The sequence below is a fragment of the Paraburkholderia sp. BL23I1N1 genome (assembly GCF_003610295.1).
Classification (GTDB): domain Bacteria; phylum Pseudomonadota; class Gammaproteobacteria; order Burkholderiales; family Burkholderiaceae; genus Paraburkholderia.
In genome coordinates this window covers 4,765,792-4,787,780 of sequence record NZ_RAPV01000001.1, presented here as the reverse complement: position 1 = coordinate 4,787,780, position 21,989 = coordinate 4,765,792, and the positions used below count along the sequence as shown (strand labels likewise).

The window sequence follows — 21,989 nt, the reverse complement described above, 5'->3', positions numbered from 1 at the left end:
GATTTTCGCCGCCGTGATGATGCGCTATTGCTGTGGCGCATCCGGCGCGAGCAAGACGCCCTTTGTAAAAACGAAGCAACCGTAACCGCGCTCTTCGCCGGTAGCGATCACGCAATAGGCTTTGCGCGCCCGCTCATAGAAAGCGAAACGTTCGACCGAAGCAAACGGCACCTCGCGCCCTTCCGCCGCATTGATCTCGATCTGCACCTCGCGCTGAACGGCCGGAATCGTAGCCGGCTCGCCGACCACTTCCATTCGCGATGCAGGGTGTTCGATGAATGTATCCAGCGGCATCACCGACAGAATCGCGCGAATCGCACGCGGTGCATTCACGCCATCGAGACGCAGCAGCTTGCCCAACACCGTCTCATGCGCGACCGAATCGCCCGGGAAGTTGGCGTCGCACACCACCAGTTCGTCGCCATGTCCCATCGAACGTAGCGCATGCAGCACGTCGGCGTTCAGCAGCGGATCGAGATTCTTCAGCACGGTGTCTCCTTGAGATTCGATTGACGGCCAGCCGCCCGGGTTCGAACGGTTTGTTCTTGCAGTTGCCGTTGTAACTGTCCCTGCGCGCGATCGTGCAGCGCGTCGCGATCGATTGTAGCAAGACCGTGGCACACGGTCCCGTGCCGGCGGCTCACCGACAATCCGCATTTCCGCACGATGCAGTCAGCGGCTTTCCGGCGCCACTGCCACCGCAGCCAGCCGACCAACGCGAGCAGCACGAGACCCGCGCCACCCAGCACCGGCTCGCGCCAGGCCAGCAAAGCCGCGAAGGTGAAGGCGCGCGCGCCGGCCAGCAGCGCGAAGCCGGCGATCGCGCTGGAGAGTGCGTCGACGGCTTCCGACAGGCGCGCGAACGTGTGGACAGTACCGGGAGCCGTAGCGGCAACGGGCTCGTGCATGTTCGTCTCCGTGAAAAAACGGTGAGCTGTCAGGTCGCAGCAGGCACCTGGTCGAGGAAGCCGGTCACCGCCTGCAGGCGTCCATGTGCGTCGAGCACGCCGAAGTCGGAGCCCTTGACGATTGCCTCGCCGGCCGGCGTGGTGAGTGCCCACGAAAAACGCAAGCGGTTCGCGAATCCGTCGACCTCCGTGGTGCGGTGAAACGTGTGATGCGGGAAGCGTTCATGCACCGCGCGGATCATCGCGTCGATGCCGTCATGGCCCGCGCCTGCCAGCAGCGGATCGCGATAGTCGGCATCGGCGGTCCACGTCGCGGCGATCAGCTCGCGGCGGCGCACTGCATCGGTTTCATTCCATGCGTCGAAATAACGGTCGATCAGATCAGTATGCGCATTCATCTCAAACTCCTTGATTGGCATGACTGAGCACTACGCTCGGCAGACACGTTGTATGCGGCGGGCTCGGAGTGAAGATTGAACGTTCGAACGCAGTGCGTCGATTACGTGGGAGGTAAGCGTCGAGATGCACCGAGGTGAAGAATCACGCTTTTTTGCTCGCCGGATTAGCCATCCGGTCGAGTCGTCAGGCTCTGCGTCACCCGCTAACCGCATGGGCAAACTGGGGGCCGCGCAGCATAGCCACGCGGCAGGTGACGAACTCAATGGGGCGCGGACTCGAGCCGCTTTTTTAATATGGTTTTTACGCTTGCAAGTTCGTATCCATTCAGATACACTCATCAGCAGATCGGTTCACCACCTGTGTACACGGTCAACCGCACCGAGGAATTCAACAGCTGGCTCGCCAGCCTCGCAGATTTAAGAGCGAGGGCAAAAATCCTGGTGCGGGTCCGCCGTGCGGAGCGAGGTCATTTCGGCGACGTAAAGCTGCTGGAAGACGGTGTGTCCGAGATGCGCATCGATTGGGGTCCCGGCTATCGGGTCTACTTCGCGCGTGAAGGGCGCGTGGTGTATCTGCTGCTCTGCGGTGGCGACAAGTCCACGCAGCCGGCCGACATCAAGCATGCCAAATCATTGTGGGCAGCAATCAGAAAGGAACTGTCATGAGCAAAGTCAAAACCGCACGCTTCGATGCATCGCACTACCTCGATAGCGAGGAGATGATCGCTGAATATCTCAACGCAGCGCTTGAAGAAGGCGACGCCGACCTCCTCCTCGCCGCGATCGCCGACATCGCAAAAGCACGTGGCATCGCGAAAGTCGCGGCCAACGCGGGACTCGGGCGCGAGAGCCTCTACAAAACACTCGCGCCCGGCTCCAAACCGCGCATGGATACGGTGTTCAAACTGCTGCGCGCGCTGGGCGTCAAGCTCAACGCCGTGCCGGAAGGTGTGGCGCACGCCTGATTCGCGTGTGTCGTACCGGCTTCGGCAACGCCCTGAAGGTGTCGCGTATTCGCGGGCGCTCCTACGCTTTCCCGGGGTTTTCGGGGGTTTGCGGGACATTCCGGGGTTTTCCATTACCTGCCAGGTAATGGATCGCTAACGCGCTTTGGCTATCATCGGCAGCATGAACACACTCTCTCTTGCGCAAACCATCCCGTCGAACAGACCGACGGCAAGCCGCACGGTCGGCGATCTGCTGCGCGAATGGCGGCAGCGGCGAAGAATGAGCCAGTTGCTCCTCGCTGCTGAAGCCGATATTTCAACGCGGCATCTGAGCTTCGTCGAATCAGGCCGTGCCGTGCCTAGCCGGGAAATGGTCATGCACCTCGCCGAGCGGCTCGAGGTGCCATTGCGTGCTCGCAATGCGCTGCTGATCGCGGCAGGCTACGCGCCGCTGTTCCGAGAACGCCCTTTGACGGACCCGCAATTGGCCGCCGCGCGCGAGGCAGTCGAGTTGGTGCTCAAAGGTCACGAACCGTATCCCGCACTCGCGATCGACCGCCACTGGAACATCGTTGCCGCGAACAATGCGCTCACGCCGCTGCTTGCAGGCGCAAGCCCGGAATTGCTGAAACCGCCCGTCAATGCGATGCGGCTGAGCTTGCATCCGGACGGCATCGCGGCGTCGATCGTCAATTGGCACGCCTGGCGCGCGCACGCGCTGTCGCGACTCCAGCGGCAAATCGACGTGAGTGGTGACGAGACGTTGAGCGCCCTGCGCGACGAACTGGCCGCGTATCCCGCGCCGCCCGGCGCGACAGTGATCGACCACGACGACACCGCGAATTATCAGGTCGCCGTGCCGCTGCGAATGCGCACGCCGATCGGCGAACTGTCGTTCTTCAGCACGACCACGGTATTCGGCACACCGGTCGATGTGACACTGTCGGAGCTTGCCATTGAAGCGTTCTTTCCCGCCGATCCACAAACCGCGGCCGCATTGCGCGAGTTTGCCGAAAACCAACGCGCCGAGGAGCAAAAGGCTGAAGTCGCGAAGCCATAGCAGAACTGCGAAAACCTGAGCATCAGCGAACACGGCGTTGTTACTGCTTGCCGCGCCATTCAAACCACACGGAGAGACGCACTTGATCAACAACGCCCTGCTGATCCGCCAACTCGGGCCGGCCGACCGCGACGCCTACTTCCAGCTTCGTCTGCGCGGACTGAAGGCACATCCGGAATCGTTCGGTGAGAGTTACGAGGAGGCGCTGGCCAAGGGCGCCGCACGGCATGACGCGATATTGCAGGGCGCGCACGCAGCCGAAGGCGACTTTTTGCTCGGTGCTTTCGAAGTGACCGATGCGCCGCTGATCGGCGTGGTCGGATTGCGGCGCAACCAGAGCGACAAGCAGCGACACAAGGCCTCGATCGTCGGCATGTATGTAGCGCCTGAAGCTTCGGGCCACGGAGTCGGTCGCGCGTTGCTTAATGAATTGCTGGCGCGAGCAACGCAAATAGAAGGCCTACGGCAAATCCAGTTGATGGTGAGTAGCCGCAACGAGGCAGCCCGCAAACTCTATGAGTCGCTTGGCTTCCGCAAATATGGCTGCGAGATTGAAGCGTTGAATGTCAACTGGGTGTTTCACGATGCCGATTTGATGGCGCGTTTCATGTAACAGCTATCGGGTGGCACCCCCGCCGCAGGTCGCCCGGCCCGCCGCGCTCGCCGGCCTTGCGCATCAGTCTGGAAGGTGCGGGTCCGCTCGCTGATCGCGGCGATCGCCGGCGGCCTGATGTTCGGCTACAGAGCCCGTCTGGCCTACGGTTGTAACATCAGTGCCAATTTCAGCGGCATCGTGTCAGGCAGCTCGCGCCGCTGGCTGCGGCTGGTCACCGCCATCGCCGGCTACGTACCCGGCACCCGTCTGCACCCGGCGTTCGGCCTCGAAGTCGACCGGGTTCGCGCAAACGCTTGCTAGAAGTTACAAATGCGGCCTTGTTTGTAACTGGTGCTACACCAACCTGTTACATCTCCGATGCGTCCCCACAGTAGCGCCAATGAGCGGTATTTATTACTTTTAATTAGCGCCGCTTTCTATTTCCTTTCTGATTCTGTCCTGATTTCCCCGGTCGCCTCTGGGCGTGCGCCATTGCTCAGATGATTGACCTTATAGCCTACTACACAAGGGTTTCCATGGATCAGACAAAATTCCCGGGCCGATAAAAATATGCTGAACATGCTCTATTACAGTAGCGTGAAAAAGTTACCGGAAATTGTTGTATCTTTTTGGGATATTTTTTTGAGAGGGGATTGATTTCTTGTTTTGCCCTTCATACAATTCGTCCCAAGCTGTTACGAAATGTAACGCGATGTATCAAAAGGTCGCTGTCTGTATCAGGTGGTGACATGTAGCCGGAGGACAGCGTTTCCGGTGAGGCACAAAAGACATAACGGCAAAAAAATGCCGACATAGTAATTCGGGGCTTCGGAAACACAGAAAATGGACCGTAGCAGCGAGACGCTGGATTCAATCCGCGAGATTAACTTGTCTTACATCATGCTCGCGCAACGTATGTTGCGTGAGGACAAACCGGTCGGCATGTTCCGGCTGGGATTGTCGTCGGAACTGGCTGATTTGCTCGCCGGGCTGTCGCTCGCGCAGATCGTCAAGCTGGCCGCTTCCGATCAGCTTTTGTGCTTCTTCCGCTTCAACGACCACTCGATGTTGTCGGCGTTGACGCAAACGACGAAGCACACGGCAGTTGCACCGACTCACGCGGCGATCCTGCTTGCAGGCCAGCCTGCCGAGCAGTTCGCTTAATCGAGGTGACCGCGATGCTCAAGCGTAGCCTGACTGAAGACGCGCAAGAAGTATTCCGTGCCATCGCGCTGATTGAACTCGGCGCGCGCATGCAGGTGCTCGAAAGCGAGTTGACGCTTTCGCGCGACCGCATGATTCGCCTGTACCGCGAGGTCAAAGGCGTATCGCCGCCCAAGGGCATGCTGCCGTTCTCGGCGGACTGGTACATGACGTGGCTGGCGAATATCCACGCGTCGTTGTTCTACAACACGTACCTGTTCCTGAAGAACGAAGCGCGTTGCTCGCACCTGGATGCGCTGACCAAAGGGTATCGGCTGTATCTGGAACATTGCCAGCACAGCGAATCCGAACCGGTTCTGGATCTGACGCGTGCATGGACGCTGGTGCGTTTCTTCGACGCCGACATCCTGCAGTTGACCAAATGCTGTCGTTGCACCGGTAAGTTCGTCGCGCACAAGCACGATCTGCAACATAACGTGGTGTGTGGTGCCTGTCAGCCGCCGTCGCGTGCCGGCAAGACCAAGAAGGCAGCAGCCGCTCGGCAGGAAGCGCTCGAAGCAGCGCAGATTGCACAGGCCGCCTGACCGGAGTTGAATCGATGAGGGCCGGTCCAGCCTGATTCGAACCGAAGCACCCAGAAAAAAGGTCCGCCATTGCGCGGACCTTTTTCTTTGGCGTTCACACGGACACCTGGCACCACCCCACCACCGCCTTCTACCGCATCAGTCCACCAGCCTCACCGTCTGCACCACCAGCCACAGGTTTGCCGCACTGATCACCACGAACAGCGACCAGGCGAGGAACCGTGTCGGCAGCCTGTTGGCGAATTCACCCATCAACGAACGATCGTTGGTCATGCGGATCAGCGGATAAAGCGCGAACGGCAGTTGCAGGCTCAACACGACCTGGCTCGCGACCAGCAGTTGGCCGACTGCGCCGTTACCCATCATCTGCACACCGATCAGCGCCGGAATCAGGGCGAGTGCCCGCGTGATGAAGCGCCGCTGCCAGCATGGAATTTTCAGCTTCAGGAAGCCCTCCATGATGACCTGCCCCGCCACGGTGCCCGTGAAGGTCGAACTTTGCCCAGATGCCAGCAGCGTGATCGCGAACAGCACTGCCGCGAATCCGGTGCCAACGATCGGCGCCAGCAGCTTGTACGCATCTTCGATTTCGGTGACCTGATTGTGGCCGGTTGCATGGAACGCAGCGGCCGCGAGAATCAGGATCGCCATGTTAATCAGCAGCGCGATCACCAGCGAGACGATCGTATCGATGCGCGACATGCCGATCGCCAACTTGATGCTGGCCGGATCGCGCTTGACTGCGCGGGTCTGCACGATCGATGAATGCAGGTAGAGGTTGTGCGGCATCACGGTTGCACCGAGAATGCCGATCGCCAGATACATCGGCTCGCGGCTGCTGAGTGCCTGCCAGGAAGGAACCAGTCCTTGCGCGACCGATGGCCAATGCGGCTGCACCAGCGCCAACTCGATGATGTAGCCAACGCCGATCGTCGCGATCAACCCGAGCATGATTGCTTCGAGATCGCGGAAATTCTTGCCCTTCAGGCCGAGCACGATCAGCGTGTCGAACGCGGTCAGCAACACGCCGGTGGTCAGTGAGCATTTGAAGAGCAGATGGAAGGCCAACGCGCCGCCGAGCACTTCGGCCAGATCGCAGGCCACGATCGACAGCTCGGCGAGCAGCCACTGAAAGCGCGCGACACCTGGTGAATAACGCAGTCGCGACAATTCCGCGAGGTCACGCCCGGTGGCAATGCCGAGTCGCATGCTCAGGCATTGCAGCGCCATCGCCGCAAGACTCGACAGCATGACGACGAACAGCAGGCTGTAGCCGTAACGCGAGCCCGCTTCGATATCGGTGGCCCAGTTGCCGGGGTCCATGTAGCCGATCGAAATCAGCAGACCGGGCCCCGCGAATTGCAGGATTTTTTTCCAGAACGGCGCGCCTAGCGTGACGGCGACCGTGCCTTGCACTTCGGATGGGCAAAACGGCGCCGTTGCGGTGGTCGGTAGTTTGAACTGCAAGCCGGTGGTCTCTTGAAGGGGATAAACCGCAACGCCTTATAGAGGCCGCCGCGAACCGCCTCAAGTGTACAAAGAAACCTCCGGCAATGTCCCGCTGAGTGCATAGCGGCCGACATCGCGCACGCGATAGTCGAGCGGATCATGCAGTGTGTGCACGCGAGCATTGCGCCAGAAGCGGTCGAGCGCGAGCGGCGCATGTGTGGCGCAGGCGCCACAGGCGTCGAACAGTTGCTCGCTGACGTCGAGCGCGGCGCGGTGCGCGACGATTTTCGCCTCCGAGGTGGCCAGCGCCGCATGTGCGCGGGTCTCGGCGTCCAGAGCCGGGCCTTGTTGCCATGCGTCTTCGAGCGCGTAGGCGGCGCGCGCTGCCAGCGCCTCCGCGCTCACCGCCTGCAGGCGCATCTCGCCGAAACGCTGGATCAGGTAGGGATCGTCGGTGGCCTTGTCGACGCCGGAAGAGAGCCACGGCCTGCCGAATTGCGTGACGTACGCGCGTGCTTCTTCGAGCGCACCCTGCGCGATGCCGACGAACAGATTGGTCAGCACCTGCTGCGAGACCAGCGTGCGCAAACTGGCGTATGGCGTGTCGGCCCGTTCCAGCACCTCATGTGGCTCGACGACAACCTGTACAAAGGAGACGCTGCCGCTATCGGTTTGCCGCTGACCGATCGGATTCCAGTCGTCGTGAACGGTAATGCCCTCGCGCGTGGTCGGCACCACAGCGAATATCGTTTTACCGGTGGCCGGATCGTGACCGGAAACCGTCATCATGTGCGAGCCCCGTGTGCCCGAACAAAATCCTTTCTGCCCATCGAGACGATAGCCGCCGTCACCGGTTGCACTTGCAACGAGTCGCGTGTCGAGCGGATTGACCGCATTGCCCCACCACCATCGCCCTTCCACCGTCCCGCTCAGATAGCGGGCACGCTGTTCCGCGTTGCCCCATACATTCACGCTGACCACCTGCAGGCAGGTGAAACCCAGCAGATGCGCGAGCGCACTGTCGACGCGTGCAATCTGGCGAATCGTGTCGTAGACCTCAGGCCAGCGTGCGCCGAGCCCGCCGAACTCACGCGGCACGGCGAGCGTAAGCAGGCCTGCGTCGGCGATCCATTGCTTTTCCTGCGCGGCGTGGCCGCCGTCGCGATCGCGCTGAGCCGCGCCGGCGCGCAACGCGTCGAGCAAACCGGTGAGATCGCGCACCACGGGTGCAGCGTCGGCTTGCAGCGTTTGCAGCGCCTCGATACGGTGAGGTTCGTCCATTCAATGCCCACGTGAAGAGGTTTGGCGAGCGACGGCACACAGCTTGTCAGCGCGGCCATTTCGCTTTCGATCAGGCTCGCGAGAATCTCGTGCCGTCATCCTGCTCATCATGCGCGCTGCGCAAGCCGCCGCACGAAGCGGTCGCCGACGAACTGCACCGCCGTCACAATCACAATCAGCAACGCGATCACCGTGACCATCACAGTGGTATCGAAACGCTGATAGCCGTAGCGGATCGCCAGATCGCCGAGGCCGCCGGCGCCGACCGCACCCGCCATGGCCGAGGAGCCGATCATCGCCACCACGGTAATCGTGAAGCCGCCCAGAATGCCCGGCAGCGCTTCAGGCAGCAACACATGCCAGATGATGTGCCGACGCTGTGCGCCCATTGCCTGCGCGGCTTCGATCAAACCGCGGTCCACTTCGCGCAAGCTCACTTCGGCCACCCGTGCAAAGAAGGGAATCGCCGCGATACTGAGCGGCACAATTGCGGCCCACACGCCGATCGTCGTGCCGATCAGCAAACGCGTGAGCGGCAGCAGCGCGACCAGCAGGATGATGAACGGCGTGGAGCGGAATGCATTGACGAGCGCGCCGAGCGTGCGATTAACCACGCGTCTTTCAAAGATCCCGCCGCGCGTGGTGGTGACCAGTACGAGTGCGAGCGGAATGCCGGCCAACGCCGCGAAAAAAGCGGATACGCCGACCATGACGATGGTGTCGCGAATGGCATCGGCGAGTTCCGAAAGCCAGAGATCAGACATAGCCGAGCACCTCGACGTGATTGGCATAGTGACGCGCACGCTCGAGCAGCGTCGCGATCTGATTTTGCAGCGTGCCGGCCGCATTCGCGCGCACTTCTGCCGACATCACCAGACGCCCTTGCGCATGCCCCTGAATCCGGTCGATGCCGCCATGCACGAAACTCACGCGGCCGCCTTCCACGCTCAATGCGGACGTCAGCGCGCCCAGGTCAGGCTCGCTTGCATCGCTGCCGGTGAAGCGCACGTCGAGCAGAATCCGAGCATCCGCCTGCGCGATTTGGTGCAACGGTTTGACGCGAGCGGCCAGATCGGCGGGCAGGTCATGTACCAAAGTACGCAGCAAGGCGTGCGTCGCGTCTTTTTGCGGATCGCCGAACACGCGCGACACCGGGCCGGTCTCCACCACTTCGCCGCGCTCGATCACGGCCACCGTATCGCAGACCTCGCGAATGACCTGCATCTCGTGCGTGATCAGCACGATGGTCAGGTTGAGTCGTCGATTAATATCGCGCAGCAACGCGAGGATGGCTTGCGTCGTTTCGGGATCCAGTGCGGATGTGGCTTCGTCGCACAGCAGAATATCCGGGGCCGTCACGAGCGCTCGCGCGATCCCGACGCGCTGCTTCTGTCCGCCGGACAAACTCACCGGATAGGCGTCGCGCTTCGCGGACAGGCCGACTAGTTCGAGCAAAGCGTCGACTTTTTTGTCGATCGCGGCTTTAGGCGCGCCCGCGATTTTTAGCGGCAACGCAATGTTCTCGCGCACCGTTTTCGCGGAGAGCAAATTGAAATGCTGGAACACCATGCCGATACGCCGCCGCAATGTAACCAGCCCGCGTTCGTCGAGCTCGCCGACGCTCACGCCATTCACGCGAACGGCGCCGGAACTTACTTTTTCCAGACCGTTGACGAGCCGAAGCAGCGTCGATTTGCCTGCGCCGCTGCGGCCAATGATGCCGAACACCTCGCCACGCACCACCTTCAGCGTGACGTTTGCAAGCGCCGCGGTCGGCACGCCGTGCGTGTTGGCGAACACCTTGCTCACGTCGTCGAATACGACTACTTGTTGCGCGTTATCGACCGCTGCACGATTCGAGGCGAGGGACGGCGCGTCTTCAATGAACTGCGGCACGTCAAACAGATTAGTCATGGCTTCGCTCCTTTCATGCATCCACTGTGGATCGCGCGCCGGTTTGCGCCCCGGTTTGCGCATTACGCCGATGTTGCGCGCCAACATGCACTTCAGGCAGTCGCGCGCGACCGGCCCCGAATAGCTTTTCGCGCAGTGTCGGTGCCGGGTCGTAGTCTTCCTTGTAGACGCCGCGATTCTGTAATTCCGGCACCACCAGATCGACAAAGTCCTCGAACGATTCGGGCACGACGGTACGCGTCAGATTGAATCCGTCGACGCCTGCCTCTTCTATCCACGACACCAGCTCATCCGCGATCTGCTGCGGCGAACCAACTACGGGCTTCGCGCGGCCACCGAGCGTCATCTGTTCGAGCACTTTGCGTTTGGTCCACACGCCGCTTACGCTCTTCTTCGAAATTGCCTCGACGGCCGATTGCATCGATTCGGTCTTCACATACGAAATCGGATCATCCAGCGCGTATTGCGAGAAGTCGATGCCGGTCGAACTGGAGAAATGCGCAATACCGCCCTCGGCGCTCGCATAACGCCGGTACTCTTCGAATTTCTCCTGTGCAGCGCGTTCTGTTTCGCCGACTACAACGGTGATGCCGGCAAAGATCTTGATATCGTCAGACGCGCGGCCAAAACTCACGGCCCGAGCTCGAATGTCGTCGACGATGGAGCGCGTGAGCTGCTTGTTCTGCCCGCCGACAAACACGCATTCCGCGTGACGCGCCGCGAAATCGACACCCCGGCTCGACGAACCCGCCTGATACAAAACCGGCGTGCGTTGCGGCGACGGCTCGCTCAAATGAATAGCGTCGATCGAATAGTACGGACCGTCATGCTTCACGCGATGCACCTTGTCACGATGCGAAAAGATTCGTGCCGCGCGATCGCGCACCACCGCGTCGTCTTCCCAGCTTTGCTCCCATAGCTTGTAGACCACGTCCATGTAATCGTCCGCGCGATCGTAGCGGTCGTCGTGGCTGATCTGTTGCGCGAGACCCATGCCGCGCGCGGCACTGTCCAGATAGCCGGTGACGATGTTCCAGCCCATCCGGCCCTTCGTCAGGTGATCCAGGGTCGACATGCGGCGCGCGAACAGGTACGGCGGCTCGTAAGTCAGATTCGACGTGACGCCGAAGCCGATATGCTTCGTCACATGCGCCATCGCGGGCACGATCAACGATGGATCGTTGATCGGAATCTGCACCGATTCGCGCAATGGGGTGTCCGGCCCGCCCTCATAAACGTCGTATACGCCGACGATATCCGCGAGAAAGATACCGTCGAACTTGCCGCGCTCAAGCGTTTGCGCGAGGCTCGTCCAGTAGTCGAGGTCGGTGTAATGCGCGGAACGGTCACGCGGATGTGTCCACAAACCATGATTGATATGGCCGACCGCATTCATGTTGAACGCATTCAGCAGGATCTTTTTCTTCGCCATCGTGCGGCTCCTTGCTTTATACGACGCCAGGTTGGGTGACTTGGTTGCCTGACTCAGTTACCTGGCTCGGTTGCCTGACTTACCAGGCGACGGCGTACAGATTGCCGAACGCCTTATCGAGCGCGGCACGCACAGCGGGCGAGTGCTGATAGATCGCTATGAACTTGCGGATACGCGGATCGTTCACGCTTTCCGGGCGCACGACCCACTGGATCGCGTAGTTCTTGTTTTCCAGCCCGTCGAACAGCAATGCGCTATTCGGATCGGTGGTGCCCGCGAGCTTGATGAAGCTCGGGTAGCCCTGCGCGAGGTCGACGTCGTCGAGCGAGCGGGCCAACTGCGATGCTTCGAGCTGGACGATTTTCAGATGCTTCGGGTTGTCGATGATGTCGAGCGTGGTGGCGCGATAGTCGATGCCCGGAGTCAGCTTGATGAGACCGGCGCGTTGCAACAACAGCAAACCACGGCCACCGTTGACCGGATCGTTAGCGATCGCGACGGTGGCGCCGTCCTTCAATTCATCGAAGCGTTTAATTTTCTTCGAGTACAGCCCGATCTTCATGATCGTGCCCGGCGCGATTGCGACAAAGTTATAGCCGCCCTGCTTCTTTGCGTTCTCGAGAAACGGAATGTGCTGGAAATAGTTGACGTCGATATCCTTGTTGGCGAGCGCAGCGTTCGGTGTATTCCAGTCGGTAAACTCAATGATCTTCACGTCCAGCCCTTGTTCCTTCGCTTCGCGCGCGGCGACTTTGAGTGCCTCGATTTGCGGGCTGGTGGCTGTGCCGATCTTCAGCGTGGGCGTGTCTGCCGCGGATGCGGGCGCCGCCGACAGCGCCAGCGCGAGGCCGAACACGCCGAAGAGCGTTAGCGTCGGCGCCTGGAAAAACCGCTGCACTGCAGAGAGAGAAATGCGCATGGTGAACTCTTTAGGGTTGGGCGTAGTGTGTTTCGAGACGAGCCGATCCCACGGCTTGCGGGCTCGCTTGCCGGAATCGGTAGGACAACGGAAATCTGCAGCACGCGGTTTAATCAGCGCGCAGCAGCAATAGAACGCGCGCGGATCAGCGCGGACAGCGGCAGGTCGGACAGGTCATCGCCTCTCTCCAGATGAGGTGAGAATCATCATAGACGGCGGGAAACCGGCGGTCTACGAACGGATTTTTGGAAGGAAAGCGGGAAAAAATAATTTGGGGGTGAACGCCCCTGCACAGGGATAGGCACACAGCGCGTTAACGAAAAACGCCGGGCCGCGCTTCCGCGCAACCCGGCGTTCTTCACCAGCCAACTCACCAAAAGCAAACCCTAGCGCTTCGCCACCTGATCCGCCGCCACAGCAATAGAGGCAGATGCAGCAGTCGGACCCGAAGCCGGCGTAACCGCCCCCACCGCTTCATCGCCCGCAGGCTTCACGTCGCCCCAGCCGCCGCCCAGCGCGCGAATCAGGTCCACTGTCGCCACCGCCTGCGTGCCCGAAAGATGGCTCGCCTGCAGTTGCGAAATCAGCACCTGCCGCTCGCCGTCGATCACATCCAGATAACTGACCGCACCTTCCGTGTACTGCGTGCTCGACAAATGCGCCGCGCGCTGCGAAGCCACGACCGCATCGTTCTGCGCGCGTATCTGATCGTCGAGCAACCGCAGATCAGCGAGGTTATCTTCAACCTCACGGAACGCCACCAGCACCTGTTGACGATATTGCGCCACGTCCTCGTCGTACTTCGAGCGAGCTTGCGCAAGGTTCGCCTTGCGGCGGCCACCGTCGAACAAAGGCACCGTCAGCGCCGTGCCGGCGATCGGCCCGAGAAGAAATGCGCGGCTCGACCACTTGAACAGATCGCCGAGCGTCGCCGATTCAAAGCCAGCCGCGCCCGTGATATCGAGCTTCGGGAAAAATGCCGACTTCGCCAGACCGACCCGCGCATTCGCCGCCATCATCGCCCGCTCCGCCGCCGAAATATCCGGCCGACGTTCGAGCAACGCCGAAGGCAGACCCGGCGGCACGCGCACCGTCACCGGCACGAGCGGCGCTTCCGCGAACGAGAAATCCGCCGGCGGCTTGCCGAGCAGAATCGCAAGACTGTGCTCAGAGGCTGCGCGCTGACGCGCTACGCCAACCGCATCGGCCCGCGCACTCGCCAGTTCGTTGCGGGAGCGCGAAACATCCAGCTCGCTGATATCGCCTTCCCTGAAACGGCGCTCCACCAGCTTCAACGTGTCCTCGCGCAACGCCACGGTACGGCGGTACAGATCCTGATCCGTATCGAGCTCGCGCAACTCGAAGTAGTTCGCCGCGACGTCAGCCTGCAGCGACAACTGCACCGATCGGAACAGCGCTTCACTTTGCTGCTCGTCCGCACGCGTCGCATTCACATTCGACCCGACACGCCCAAACAGATCTGCTTCATACGACGCCCCCACCTGTGCACGCCAGATCGTGCCGTTCGTACCACCCACGCTATCCGGCTGAAGCTGCGAGGCCGCCGATGCCCGTTCACGCGTCGGCCCAAAACCCGCGTCGAACTTCGGGAACCAGTCCGACTTCGCCGCCTGCGTGACCGCACGCGCCTGTTGCACGCGCGCCGCAGCCGCCTTCAGGTCCTGATTCGCGGCCGCAGCCTGCTCTTCCAGCGCGTTAAGCTGCGGGTCGCCGAAAACCGTCCACCATTCGCCGCGATGCGCGTCGTCGGCGGGTTGAGCCTGCTTCAAGGTGTCCGCGTTCTGCGGCGATGCGGCGGACGTAGCCGATGTAGCGGACGCGCCCGAAGCAGCAACAGGCGCTTCCTTGAATGCGACCGGTGCATCCACCTCCGGCCGCTTATACGTGGGCTCCACGGAGCAGGCCGCGAGCAACGCCACCAGCAAACCGCTGGCAGCCGCTCTGCCCCACCCGCTTAAAGATTCAAAACGCTTCATTGTTGTTTTCTCCTCAGGCGTCCGGCACTGCCGCACCAAGGTGCGGTGCGTCTTTCTGCGCGACGTGAATCGTCCCGCCCGCCAACGTACGCAGCACCACATAGAACACAGGGGTCAGCATCAGGCCGAACAGCGTCACGCCAAGCATGCCGAAGAACACCGCGATACCCATCGCGTGACGCATCTCCGAACCCGCCCCACTTGAGAGCACCAGCGGCACCACACCCATGATGAAAGCGATCGACGTCATCAGAATTGGACGCAGACGCAAACGGCTCGCCTCGATCGCCGCCGCCAGCGGCGTACGCCCGTCATGCTCCAACTCCCGGGCGAACTCGACGATCAGAATCGCGTTCTTCGCCGACAGCCCCACCAGCACCATCAAGCCGATCTGCGTGAAGATGTTGTTGTCGCCCCCCGTGAGCCACACACCGGTTAGCGCGGACAACACGCTCATCGGCACGATCAGGATCACCGCGAGCGGCAGCGTCAGGCTTTCATACAACGCGGCCAGTACGAGGAACACGAGCAGCACGCTGATCGGGAACACCCACAAACCCGCATTGCCGGCGATGATCTGCTGATACGTCAGGTCGGTCCATTCGAGCTTCACACCGTGCGGCAAGGTTTCCGCCGCCACGCGTTCAGCCGCGGCTTGCGCCTGGCCCGACGAGAAGCCCGGTGCGGGGCCCCCGTTGATGTCGGCAGCCGTATAGCCGTTGTAACGCACCACCATTTCCGGACCATACGTCGGCGTCACCGTCACCAGCGAGGACAATGGCACCATGTCGCCAGCGGCATTGCGCGTCTTCAGTTGCAGGATGTCGTCAGCGCGTTGACGGAACGGCGCGTCGGCCTGCACCCGCACCTGATACACGCGGCCAAAGCGGTTGAAGTCGTTCACATACAGCGAGCCCAGATAGATCTGCATCGTGTTGAACACGTCCGTGACTGGCACGCCGAGTTGCTTGGCCTTCACGCGATCCAGATCGACGTTCAACTGCGGCACGTTGATCTGATAGCTGGAGAAGGTCGGTCCGAGTTCAGGCGTTTGCGCCGCCTTCTTCACGAAGGCTTCCGCCGCCTTGTTCAGTTCCGCGTAACCCACCGCGCCGTGATCCTCCAACTGCATCTTGAAGCCGCCCAACGTGCCGAGGCCGAGCACTGGAGGCGGCGGGAACACTGCCACGAACGAATCCTTGATCGCGCCGTACTGCTGGTTCAACGCACCGGCAATCGCACCGGCCGAGAGCTTCTTGCTGCCACGTTCCTTGAAAGGTTTCAACGTGACGAACACGATGCCCGCGCTTGAGCTATTGGTAAAACCGTTCACCGACAAACCCGGGAATGCCACCGCGCTTTCCACGCCCGGCTGCTTCAGTGCGATCGCGCTCATATCGCGGATCACTTTTTCCGTGCGATCCAGCGACGCACCGTTCGGCAATTGCGCGAATGCGATCAGGTATTCCTTGTCCTGCGCCGGCACGAAACCGCCCGGCACGACGCGGCCGATCAGCACCGTTGCGCCCAGCAGGATCGCGTAGACCGCGAGCATCGCGCCCTTACGGCGCAGCACGCCCGTCACGCCGCGGCTGTATTCCGTCGAGCCGCGATGGAACACCTTGTTGAAGCCTTTGAAAAAGCCACCCAGCACGCGATTCATCACACGCGTCAGGAAGTCTTCCTTGGCGCCGTGGCTGCGCAACAGCATCGCGGACAAAGCCGGCGACAAGGTCAGCGAGTTGAACGCCGAGATCACCGTCGAGATCGCGATGGTCATCGCAAACTGCTTGTAGAACTGGCCCGTCAAACCGGTCATGAACGCGAGCGGCACGAACACGGCGACCAGCGTCAGCGCGATGGCGATAATCGGCCCGCTCACTTCCTGCATCGCCTTATAGGTCGCATCGCGCGCACTGAGCCCGCTTTCGATGTTCCGTTCGACGTTCTCCACCACCACGATCGCATCGTCCACCACGATCCCGATGGCGAGCACCATCCCGAACAATGACAACGCATTGATCGAGAAGCCGAATGCAAGCAGCAACGAGAACGTACCGACAATCGACACCGGTACCGCAATCAACGGAATGATCGACGCACGCCACGTCTGAAGGAACACGATCACCACGATCACCACCAGCGCAATCGCTTCGAGCAGCGTGTGGATCACCGCCTCGATACTCGAACGCACGAACTGCGTCGGGTCATAGACGATTTTGTATTCGACGCCCGCCGGCATGTCTTCCGCCAGCTCTTTCATTGCCGCGCGAACCTGATCGGAAATCGCAAGCGAGTTCGCACCCGGCGCCTGATTGATAGCAAGCGCCACCGCAGGCTTGTTGTCGAGCAGCGAACGCAGGCCGTATTCCGACGCCGCCAGTTCGACACGCGCGATATCGCGCAGGTACGTCACGCCGCCGTCCGGCGTGGTTTTGACGATGATGTCGCCGAATTCGCCCTCAGTCTTCAAGCGGCCACGCGCATTCACCGACAACTGCAATTGCGTGCCCGGCACCGAAGGCGATGCGCCGATCACACCGGCCGCCACCTGAATGTTCTGCTCACGGATTGCATTGACCACTTCGGTCGCGGTCAAACCGCGCTGCGCGACTTTCTGCGGATCGAGCCACACGCGCATTGCATAGTCGCCCGAACCCCACAACTGCACTTCGCCGACGCCCTGAATCCGGGCCAGCCGGTCCTTGACGTTGAGCAGCGCGTAGTTGCGCAAATACGTCATGTCGTAGCGGTTATTCGGCGAGATCAGGTGGACCACCATCGTCAGCGTGGGCGAACTCTTGATGGTCGTGATGCCGAGACGCTGCACGTCTTCCGGCAAACGCGGCAGCGCCTGGTTGACGCGGTTCTGCACCAGTTGCGTCGCAAGGTCCGGATTGGTGCCGAGCTTGAAGGTCACCGTCAGCGTGAGATTGCCGTCGCTATTGGCTTGCGACTGCATGTACAGCATGTTCTCGACGCCGTTGATCTGCTCTTCGAGCGGCGCGGCAACAGCCTCGGCAATCACTTTCGGATTGGCGCCCGGATATTGCGCGTGCACTACCACCGAAGGCGGCACGACTTCCGGGTACTCCGAAATCGGCAGCTTGAAGAGCGAAATGATGCCCCCCAGCAGGATCAATACCGATAGCACACCGGCAAAGATCGGTCGATCGATGAAGAATTTGGATATGTTCATGGGAAGCTCTCAACGTTGGAGCATGCGCCGGTACAACCAGTCAATGTCACTGGATAAACGCGGCGCACGAGGCTCACGAATTCTTGTCAGCTGCTTTTGCTCGCGTTTGTGCAAGCGGCGCGCTGTTCGGGTCCTGATCGGCGGTCATCGGCACCATGTGAGCGCGGACTGCATCGCCCGGACGCACACGCTGGATACCGTTCACGACAATGCGGTCGGTCGCCTGCAATCCGCCCTTGACGACGCGCAGGTTGCCTTGCATGGAGCCCACCTGCACTTCGCGATAGACGACGTGATTGCTCTGATCGACCACCAGCACGAACTTCTTGTCCTGATCGGTGCCCACCGCGGCGTCGTCGATCAGCAGTGCCGGATGCGGCTCGCTGCCGCCGACCTTCACGCGCGCATACAGACCCGGGATCAATGCACCGTCCTCATTATCGAAACGCGCGCGCACCCGGATCGTGCCGGACGAGGTATCCAGCCGGTTGTCGACCGATTCGATCGTGCCGTTGCGCGAGTAGCCGCTTTCATCCGCCAGACCCAGGTCCACCGGCACCTTGCGGCCATCTTTCGCGCGGCTCAGGTATTGCAGGTAGGTTTGTTCGTCGACGTCGAACGAAGCGTAGATCGGCGAAACCGACACCAGCGTGGTCAGCGGCGCCGAGCTTGCCCCCGCGGACACCACGTTGCCCACCGTGATTTCCGCACGCGAGACACGGCCCGACACCGGCGCGACGATCTTCGTGTAGCCCAGATTGATGCGCGCGGTTTCGACGGCGGCTTGCGCGGCCTTCAGGTTGGCACTCGCTTCGCGCGCGGCGTTCTGCTTCTCGTCGTAATCGCGCTTGGCGATCGCGTTGTCGGCGATCAGGCGCTGCGCACGCTCCCAATCGCTTTGCGTGTAGCCCGTACGCGCCTGCGCCGCCGCGACCTGTGCTTCGGCGCGGTCCACTTCGGCCGCGTACGGACGCGGGTCGATCACGAACAGCGTGTCGCCTTTCTTCACGAGTGCGCCGTCCTTGAAGTTGACGGACACGATCGTGCCCGGCACCTGCGAACGGACGTCCACTTTTTCGACGGCTTCGAGGCGGCCCGAATAGCTTTGCCAGTCGGTGATGGTCTTTTGCACCACGGTGGCCACATCGACTTCCGGCACGATGGTGGGCGCAGCGGGCGAGCTCGCGTCGACGCGAATCGCGCCGAACGTGCCCAGTCCTGCCACGACGATGACGACTAGCGCGGCAATCGCCACACGGCGACGGGAAAGAGGAAGGATAGTCATGAGAAGCTCCCGGTATCGTTGATTAAAGTTCTGCTTATTTCTGTCTCAGCGATGGGCGCGTGCATCGAAGCGCCACTGAAAAAATCTCACCGCCTCCTGCAATGCAGGCGGATGGTCGGCCAACGCGGCGTGCGAGATGCTGGGATAGCGGACCACCTGGGTCAGCACACCCGCGTCGATCAGACTGCTCGCGTATTTCTCCGCTTCCACATGCAGCACATCGTTTTGCGCCGTCGCGATCAGCGTGGCCGGCAAGCCCGCGAGGCGCGACGATTCGAGCGGCGCGGCATACGGATGCATGCGTTGCGACGCTTGCGGCAGATACGCGCGATAACACGCCGCGCATTCCTTCGCGGTGATGTCCGAGCCCAGTCGCTTTTCGTCGCCGAGGCGTGTGAGGCTCGGATCGAGCATCGGTCCGAACAGCGCCTGGGCGACGATCTGCACGTCGCCGCGATCACGGGCGATGAAAGCGAGGCAGTTGGCCAGCTGGCCGCCCGCATCGTGGCCGGCTACGCCAACCTTCTTGCTATTCCCGCCAAACGCGCGTGCTCGTGTTTGCACCCACAGCGCCGCGCGATGTGCGTCTTCGGGCGCCGCCGGAAACGGGAACTGCGGCGCCAGCGAATAACCGACCGAGACGACCAGAGCCGGTAAGTGTTCTGCGAAATAACGCGCGGCGTAGTCGGCCTGGTCGATCGAGCCCTTGGTAAAACCGCCGCCGTGAAAATAAAGCAGTACCGGCAGTGCGGTTTTTTGTGGCTGCCGGTACAAACGCAACGTAATGTCCTGTGCGTGCCCTCCTATCTGCACGTCTGTGACGTCGAGTGCCGTGCTGGTTGCCTGTGCCGGGCCGCTGTCGGCGGGCACAAAGGAGTACAGCGGTTTAAATGCATCCATGTCGAGCCGCGCAATGCGCATAGAACTTCAATGGTGCGAATTGTGGCTTCGGCAGACTCCTAAATAAATGCCTATAATCCGGCAACACAATTCGGCGACTCTGAACAATCGATCGCGATTGCTCTGCGGATTCGATTCCTGCTCAGTGCGCCCGCCCCTTTCTGGAGGTTTGCAATGGACCGGCTTCAGGCCATGCAAGTGTTCACGCGCGTCGTCGACACCAACAGCTTTACCCGCGCAGCGGAAACGCTCGACCTGCCGCGCGCGTCGGTTACCACCATCATTCAGAACCTCGAAGCGTTCCTCGGCACGCGTCTGATGCATCGGACCACGCGGCGTTTGTCGCTGACGCCGGACGGCGCCGCGTACTACGAACGCTGCGTGCGCATCCTCGCGGACGTCGAAGAGACCGAGGCCAGCTTCCAGAGCGGCAATAAGAAGCCGCACGGCAAGTTGCGCATCGACATGCCGGGATCGATCGGGCGATTGCTGGTGATCCCTTCGCTGTGTGAATTCCACACGCGTTACCCGGACATCGATCTGCAACTCGGATTGACGGACCGGCCCGTCGACCTGTTGCAGGAAGGCGTGGATTGCGTGGTGCGTGTGGGTGCGCTACAGGATTCGTCGCTGGTTGCGCGACGTATCGGTTTGTTCGAGGGCGTGACATGCGCGTCCCCCGACTACATCAAGCGCGCGGGCATGCCGACTTCGCTCGAGGATCTCGACAATCACAAAGCAGTCAATTATTTCTCGAGCCGCACGGGGCGCACGATTGATTGGGCCTTCATGGTTGATGGCAAAGAAATCGAAGTGAAGATGAAGAGCATTGTGTCGGTGAACGACGCCGATGCCTACGTAACTTGCGGACTGGAAAGCTTCGGCCTGATTCAGCCGGCGCTCTTCATGGTGCTTCCGCATCTGCGTTCGGGTCAGCTGGTTGAAGTGCTGCCGGAGCTGAAACCTTTGCCGATGCCGATTTCCGCAGTCTATCCGCACAGTCGGCATCTGTCGCCTAAAGTCCGTGTTTTCGTAGACTGGATTGCCGAACTGTTTGACCGCTGCCCGTTGCTAAGCGGACGTGGCAGTCTCGACGCGATGTGCACGAAACGTACTTTCGAAGAGCGTGAATCTGCTCCGATGCTCGATACGCCGGTGATAACGGAATGGGTTGCTTGATTCTGGGTCGCTTGATTCCTGGTTGCTTGATTCGCGCGAGTTGAAGTACAGAAATTGAAACAGTGAATTCCAATCGCGGCGCTAATGCCGCGATTGCCCTGCGGTAACCGAGTGCTGCGGGCTTCATCGCGATTGTTCCGGAATCGCGACAATTCATTTCGCGAAAGTGCGGTTTATCCGTACTGAGTCGAAGTCTACATTTCACCCTGTCGCAGCGCGGCTTGCGCTGCAAACGAATCGACAGGAGTGAATCATGAAACGCAATCTCTTAGCAGGTCTAGTTGTTTCGCTGCTTGCCAGCGCGCCGGTGTTTGCGCAAAGCAATGGCGGCGGGGGCATTGGCCATGCGGGCACATATCAAACGCAACCGGCGCCGACGACTGTCGGTAAAACTCGTGCTGAAGTTCAGGCTGAGTTGGTGGCTGCGTATCGCGACGGGTCGCTGGCTTCGTTGAATCGGACGTCGTATCCGAATAAAGGTTTGATTGGTCAGACGCAGGCTGCGCGCATCGCACTGCAGGAAGGTAACGGCGGCGATGTGACTCGCGTTGCCAACGGGCAGTAAGGCGGATTCGCCGCAATGATTCGGGTTCCGAAATACATTTTCATTGCGGTTGTGGTTGTTTTCTCTCTTTTCGATGGAGCTTGTTATGACACCGTCTGAACTTGATGATTGGAATGTGGATGCGCCGGTGTGGACGCCTTATCGGGCGCCGCAGTGATGGATTAGATTTGGGTTTGGGTTTGGTTTTTGCCTTCGCGGCGCTTGTTCGTTTGT

20 protein-coding genes and 2 pseudogenes are annotated in these 21,989 nt (G+C 61.0%); 9 read left to right on the top strand and 13 right to left on the bottom strand.

Annotated features, from left to right (window positions below; translation table 11 throughout):
* Positions 1-24 precede the first annotated feature (24 nt).
* The 3 genes and pseudogenes from B0G76_RS22365 to B0G76_RS22355 form a co-directional block, all read right to left on the bottom strand.
* Positions 25-489: an RbsD/FucU family protein gene (locus tag B0G76_RS22365; protein WP_120294475.1), complete on the bottom strand. Its 465-nt coding sequence runs from the start codon at positions 487-489 to the stop codon at positions 25-27.
* A 188-nt stretch (positions 490-677) separates the two neighbouring features.
* Positions 678-908 (bottom strand): annotated as a pseudogene (locus B0G76_RS44595) (hypothetical protein); the annotation flags it as partial.
* A gap of 29 nt (positions 909-937) precedes the next feature.
* Complete coding sequence (locus B0G76_RS22355) at positions 938-1,306, bottom strand: nuclear transport factor 2 family protein (protein WP_120296682.1); 369 nt, start codon at positions 1,304-1,306, stop codon at positions 938-940.
* A 294-nt stretch (positions 1,307-1,600) separates the two neighbouring features.
* Between B0G76_RS22355 and B0G76_RS22350 the strand changes: the two genes are divergently transcribed.
* The 7 genes and pseudogenes from B0G76_RS22350 (at position 1,601) to flhC (ending at position 5,656) form a co-directional block, all read left to right on the top strand.
* Entirely contained in the window at positions 1,601-1,972 is a 372-nt protein-coding gene (locus B0G76_RS22350) for a type II toxin-antitoxin system RelE/ParE family toxin (protein WP_120294474.1), read from the top strand.
* On the top strand, positions 1,969-2,271 hold the full coding sequence (locus tag B0G76_RS22345; protein ID WP_120294473.1) for an addiction module antidote protein: 303 nt from the start codon (positions 1,969-1,971) through the stop codon (positions 2,269-2,271). The genes B0G76_RS22350 and B0G76_RS22345 overlap by 4 nt, the downstream gene beginning before the upstream one ends.
* Positions 2,272-2,434: 163 nt before the next feature.
* On the top strand, positions 2,435-3,313 hold the full coding sequence (locus B0G76_RS22340) for a helix-turn-helix domain-containing protein (RefSeq protein ID WP_120296680.1): 879 nt from the start codon (positions 2,435-2,437) through the stop codon (positions 3,311-3,313).
* 82 nt (positions 3,314-3,395) lie between these two features.
* Positions 3,396-3,926: a GNAT family N-acetyltransferase gene (locus tag B0G76_RS22335; RefSeq protein ID WP_183082113.1), complete on the top strand. Its 531-nt coding sequence runs from the start codon at positions 3,396-3,398 to the stop codon at positions 3,924-3,926.
* A gap of 60 nt (positions 3,927-3,986) precedes the next feature.
* Positions 3,987-4,229: pseudogene (locus tag B0G76_RS22330) on the top strand (YeeE/YedE thiosulfate transporter family protein); the annotation flags it as partial.
* Between the two features lie 522 nt (positions 4,230-4,751).
* Positions 4,752-5,072 (top strand): flagellar transcriptional regulator FlhD, encoded by a 321-nt coding sequence (gene flhD / locus B0G76_RS22325; RefSeq protein ID WP_007177882.1) that lies wholly within the window; start codon positions 4,752-4,754, stop codon positions 5,070-5,072.
* A gap of 14 nt (positions 5,073-5,086) precedes the next feature.
* The gene (gene flhC, locus B0G76_RS22320; protein WP_105505973.1) at positions 5,087-5,656 is read left to right on the top strand and encodes a flagellar transcriptional regulator FlhC; all 570 of its coding nucleotides are present in this window, start codon (positions 5,087-5,089) and stop codon (positions 5,654-5,656) included.
* 138 nt (positions 5,657-5,794) lie between these two features.
* Here the strand turns inward: flhC and B0G76_RS22315 are convergent, their stop codons facing one another.
* The 10 genes from B0G76_RS22315 to B0G76_RS22270 form a co-directional block, all read right to left on the bottom strand.
* Entirely contained in the window at positions 5,795-7,123 is a 1,329-nt protein-coding gene (locus B0G76_RS22315) for an Nramp family divalent metal transporter (RefSeq protein ID WP_120294472.1), read from the bottom strand.
* A 60-nt stretch (positions 7,124-7,183) separates the two neighbouring features.
* Positions 7,184-8,386 (bottom strand): acyl-CoA dehydrogenase family protein, encoded by a 1,203-nt coding sequence (locus B0G76_RS22310; protein WP_120294471.1) that lies wholly within the window; start codon positions 8,384-8,386, stop codon positions 7,184-7,186.
* 107 nt (positions 8,387-8,493) lie between these two features.
* Positions 8,494-9,150, bottom strand: coding sequence for a methionine ABC transporter permease (locus B0G76_RS22305; protein ID WP_120294470.1), 657 nt, complete (start codon positions 9,148-9,150; stop codon positions 8,494-8,496).
* Positions 9,143-10,300 (bottom strand): methionine ABC transporter ATP-binding protein, encoded by a 1,158-nt coding sequence (locus B0G76_RS22300; RefSeq protein WP_120296674.1) that lies wholly within the window; start codon positions 10,298-10,300, stop codon positions 9,143-9,145. Before B0G76_RS22300 ends, B0G76_RS22305 begins: the two co-directional genes overlap by 8 nt.
* 13 nt (positions 10,301-10,313) lie before the next feature.
* On the bottom strand, positions 10,314-11,732 hold the full coding sequence (locus B0G76_RS22295; RefSeq protein WP_120294469.1) for an LLM class flavin-dependent oxidoreductase: 1,419 nt from the start codon (positions 11,730-11,732) through the stop codon (positions 10,314-10,316).
* A gap of 79 nt (positions 11,733-11,811) precedes the next feature.
* Positions 11,812-12,651 carry a MetQ/NlpA family ABC transporter substrate-binding protein gene (locus B0G76_RS22290; protein ID WP_120294468.1) on the bottom strand — a complete coding sequence of 280 codons (840 nt, stop codon included), beginning with the start codon at positions 12,649-12,651 and terminating at the stop codon, positions 11,812-11,814.
* 386 nt (positions 12,652-13,037) lie between these two features.
* Positions 13,038-14,648, bottom strand: coding sequence for an efflux transporter outer membrane subunit (locus tag B0G76_RS22285; RefSeq protein ID WP_120294467.1), 1,611 nt, complete (start codon positions 14,646-14,648; stop codon positions 13,038-13,040).
* Positions 14,649-14,661: 13 nt separating this feature from the next.
* A complete protein-coding gene (locus B0G76_RS22280) occupies positions 14,662-17,847 on the bottom strand; it encodes an efflux RND transporter permease subunit (RefSeq protein WP_120294466.1) in 3,186 nt (1,061 codons plus the stop codon).
* 73 nt (positions 17,848-17,920) lie between these two features.
* Positions 17,921-19,132 carry an efflux RND transporter periplasmic adaptor subunit gene (locus B0G76_RS22275; RefSeq protein ID WP_120294465.1) on the bottom strand — a complete coding sequence of 404 codons (1,212 nt, stop codon included), beginning with the start codon at positions 19,130-19,132 and terminating at the stop codon, positions 17,921-17,923.
* Between the two features lie 45 nt (positions 19,133-19,177).
* Positions 19,178-20,032 (bottom strand): alpha/beta hydrolase, encoded by an 855-nt coding sequence (locus B0G76_RS22270; protein ID WP_120296673.1) that lies wholly within the window; start codon positions 20,030-20,032, stop codon positions 19,178-19,180.
* 174 nt (positions 20,033-20,206) lie between these two features.
* Between B0G76_RS22270 and B0G76_RS22265 the strand changes: the two genes are divergently transcribed.
* Positions 20,207-21,211 carry a LysR family transcriptional regulator gene (locus B0G76_RS22265; RefSeq protein WP_120294464.1) on the top strand — a complete coding sequence of 335 codons (1,005 nt, stop codon included), beginning with the start codon at positions 20,207-20,209 and terminating at the stop codon, positions 21,209-21,211.
* 253 nt (positions 21,212-21,464) lie between these two features.
* Positions 21,465-21,776, top strand: coding sequence for a DUF4148 domain-containing protein (locus B0G76_RS22260; RefSeq protein ID WP_120294463.1), 312 nt, complete (start codon positions 21,465-21,467; stop codon positions 21,774-21,776).
* Positions 21,777-21,989 lie beyond the last annotated feature (213 nt).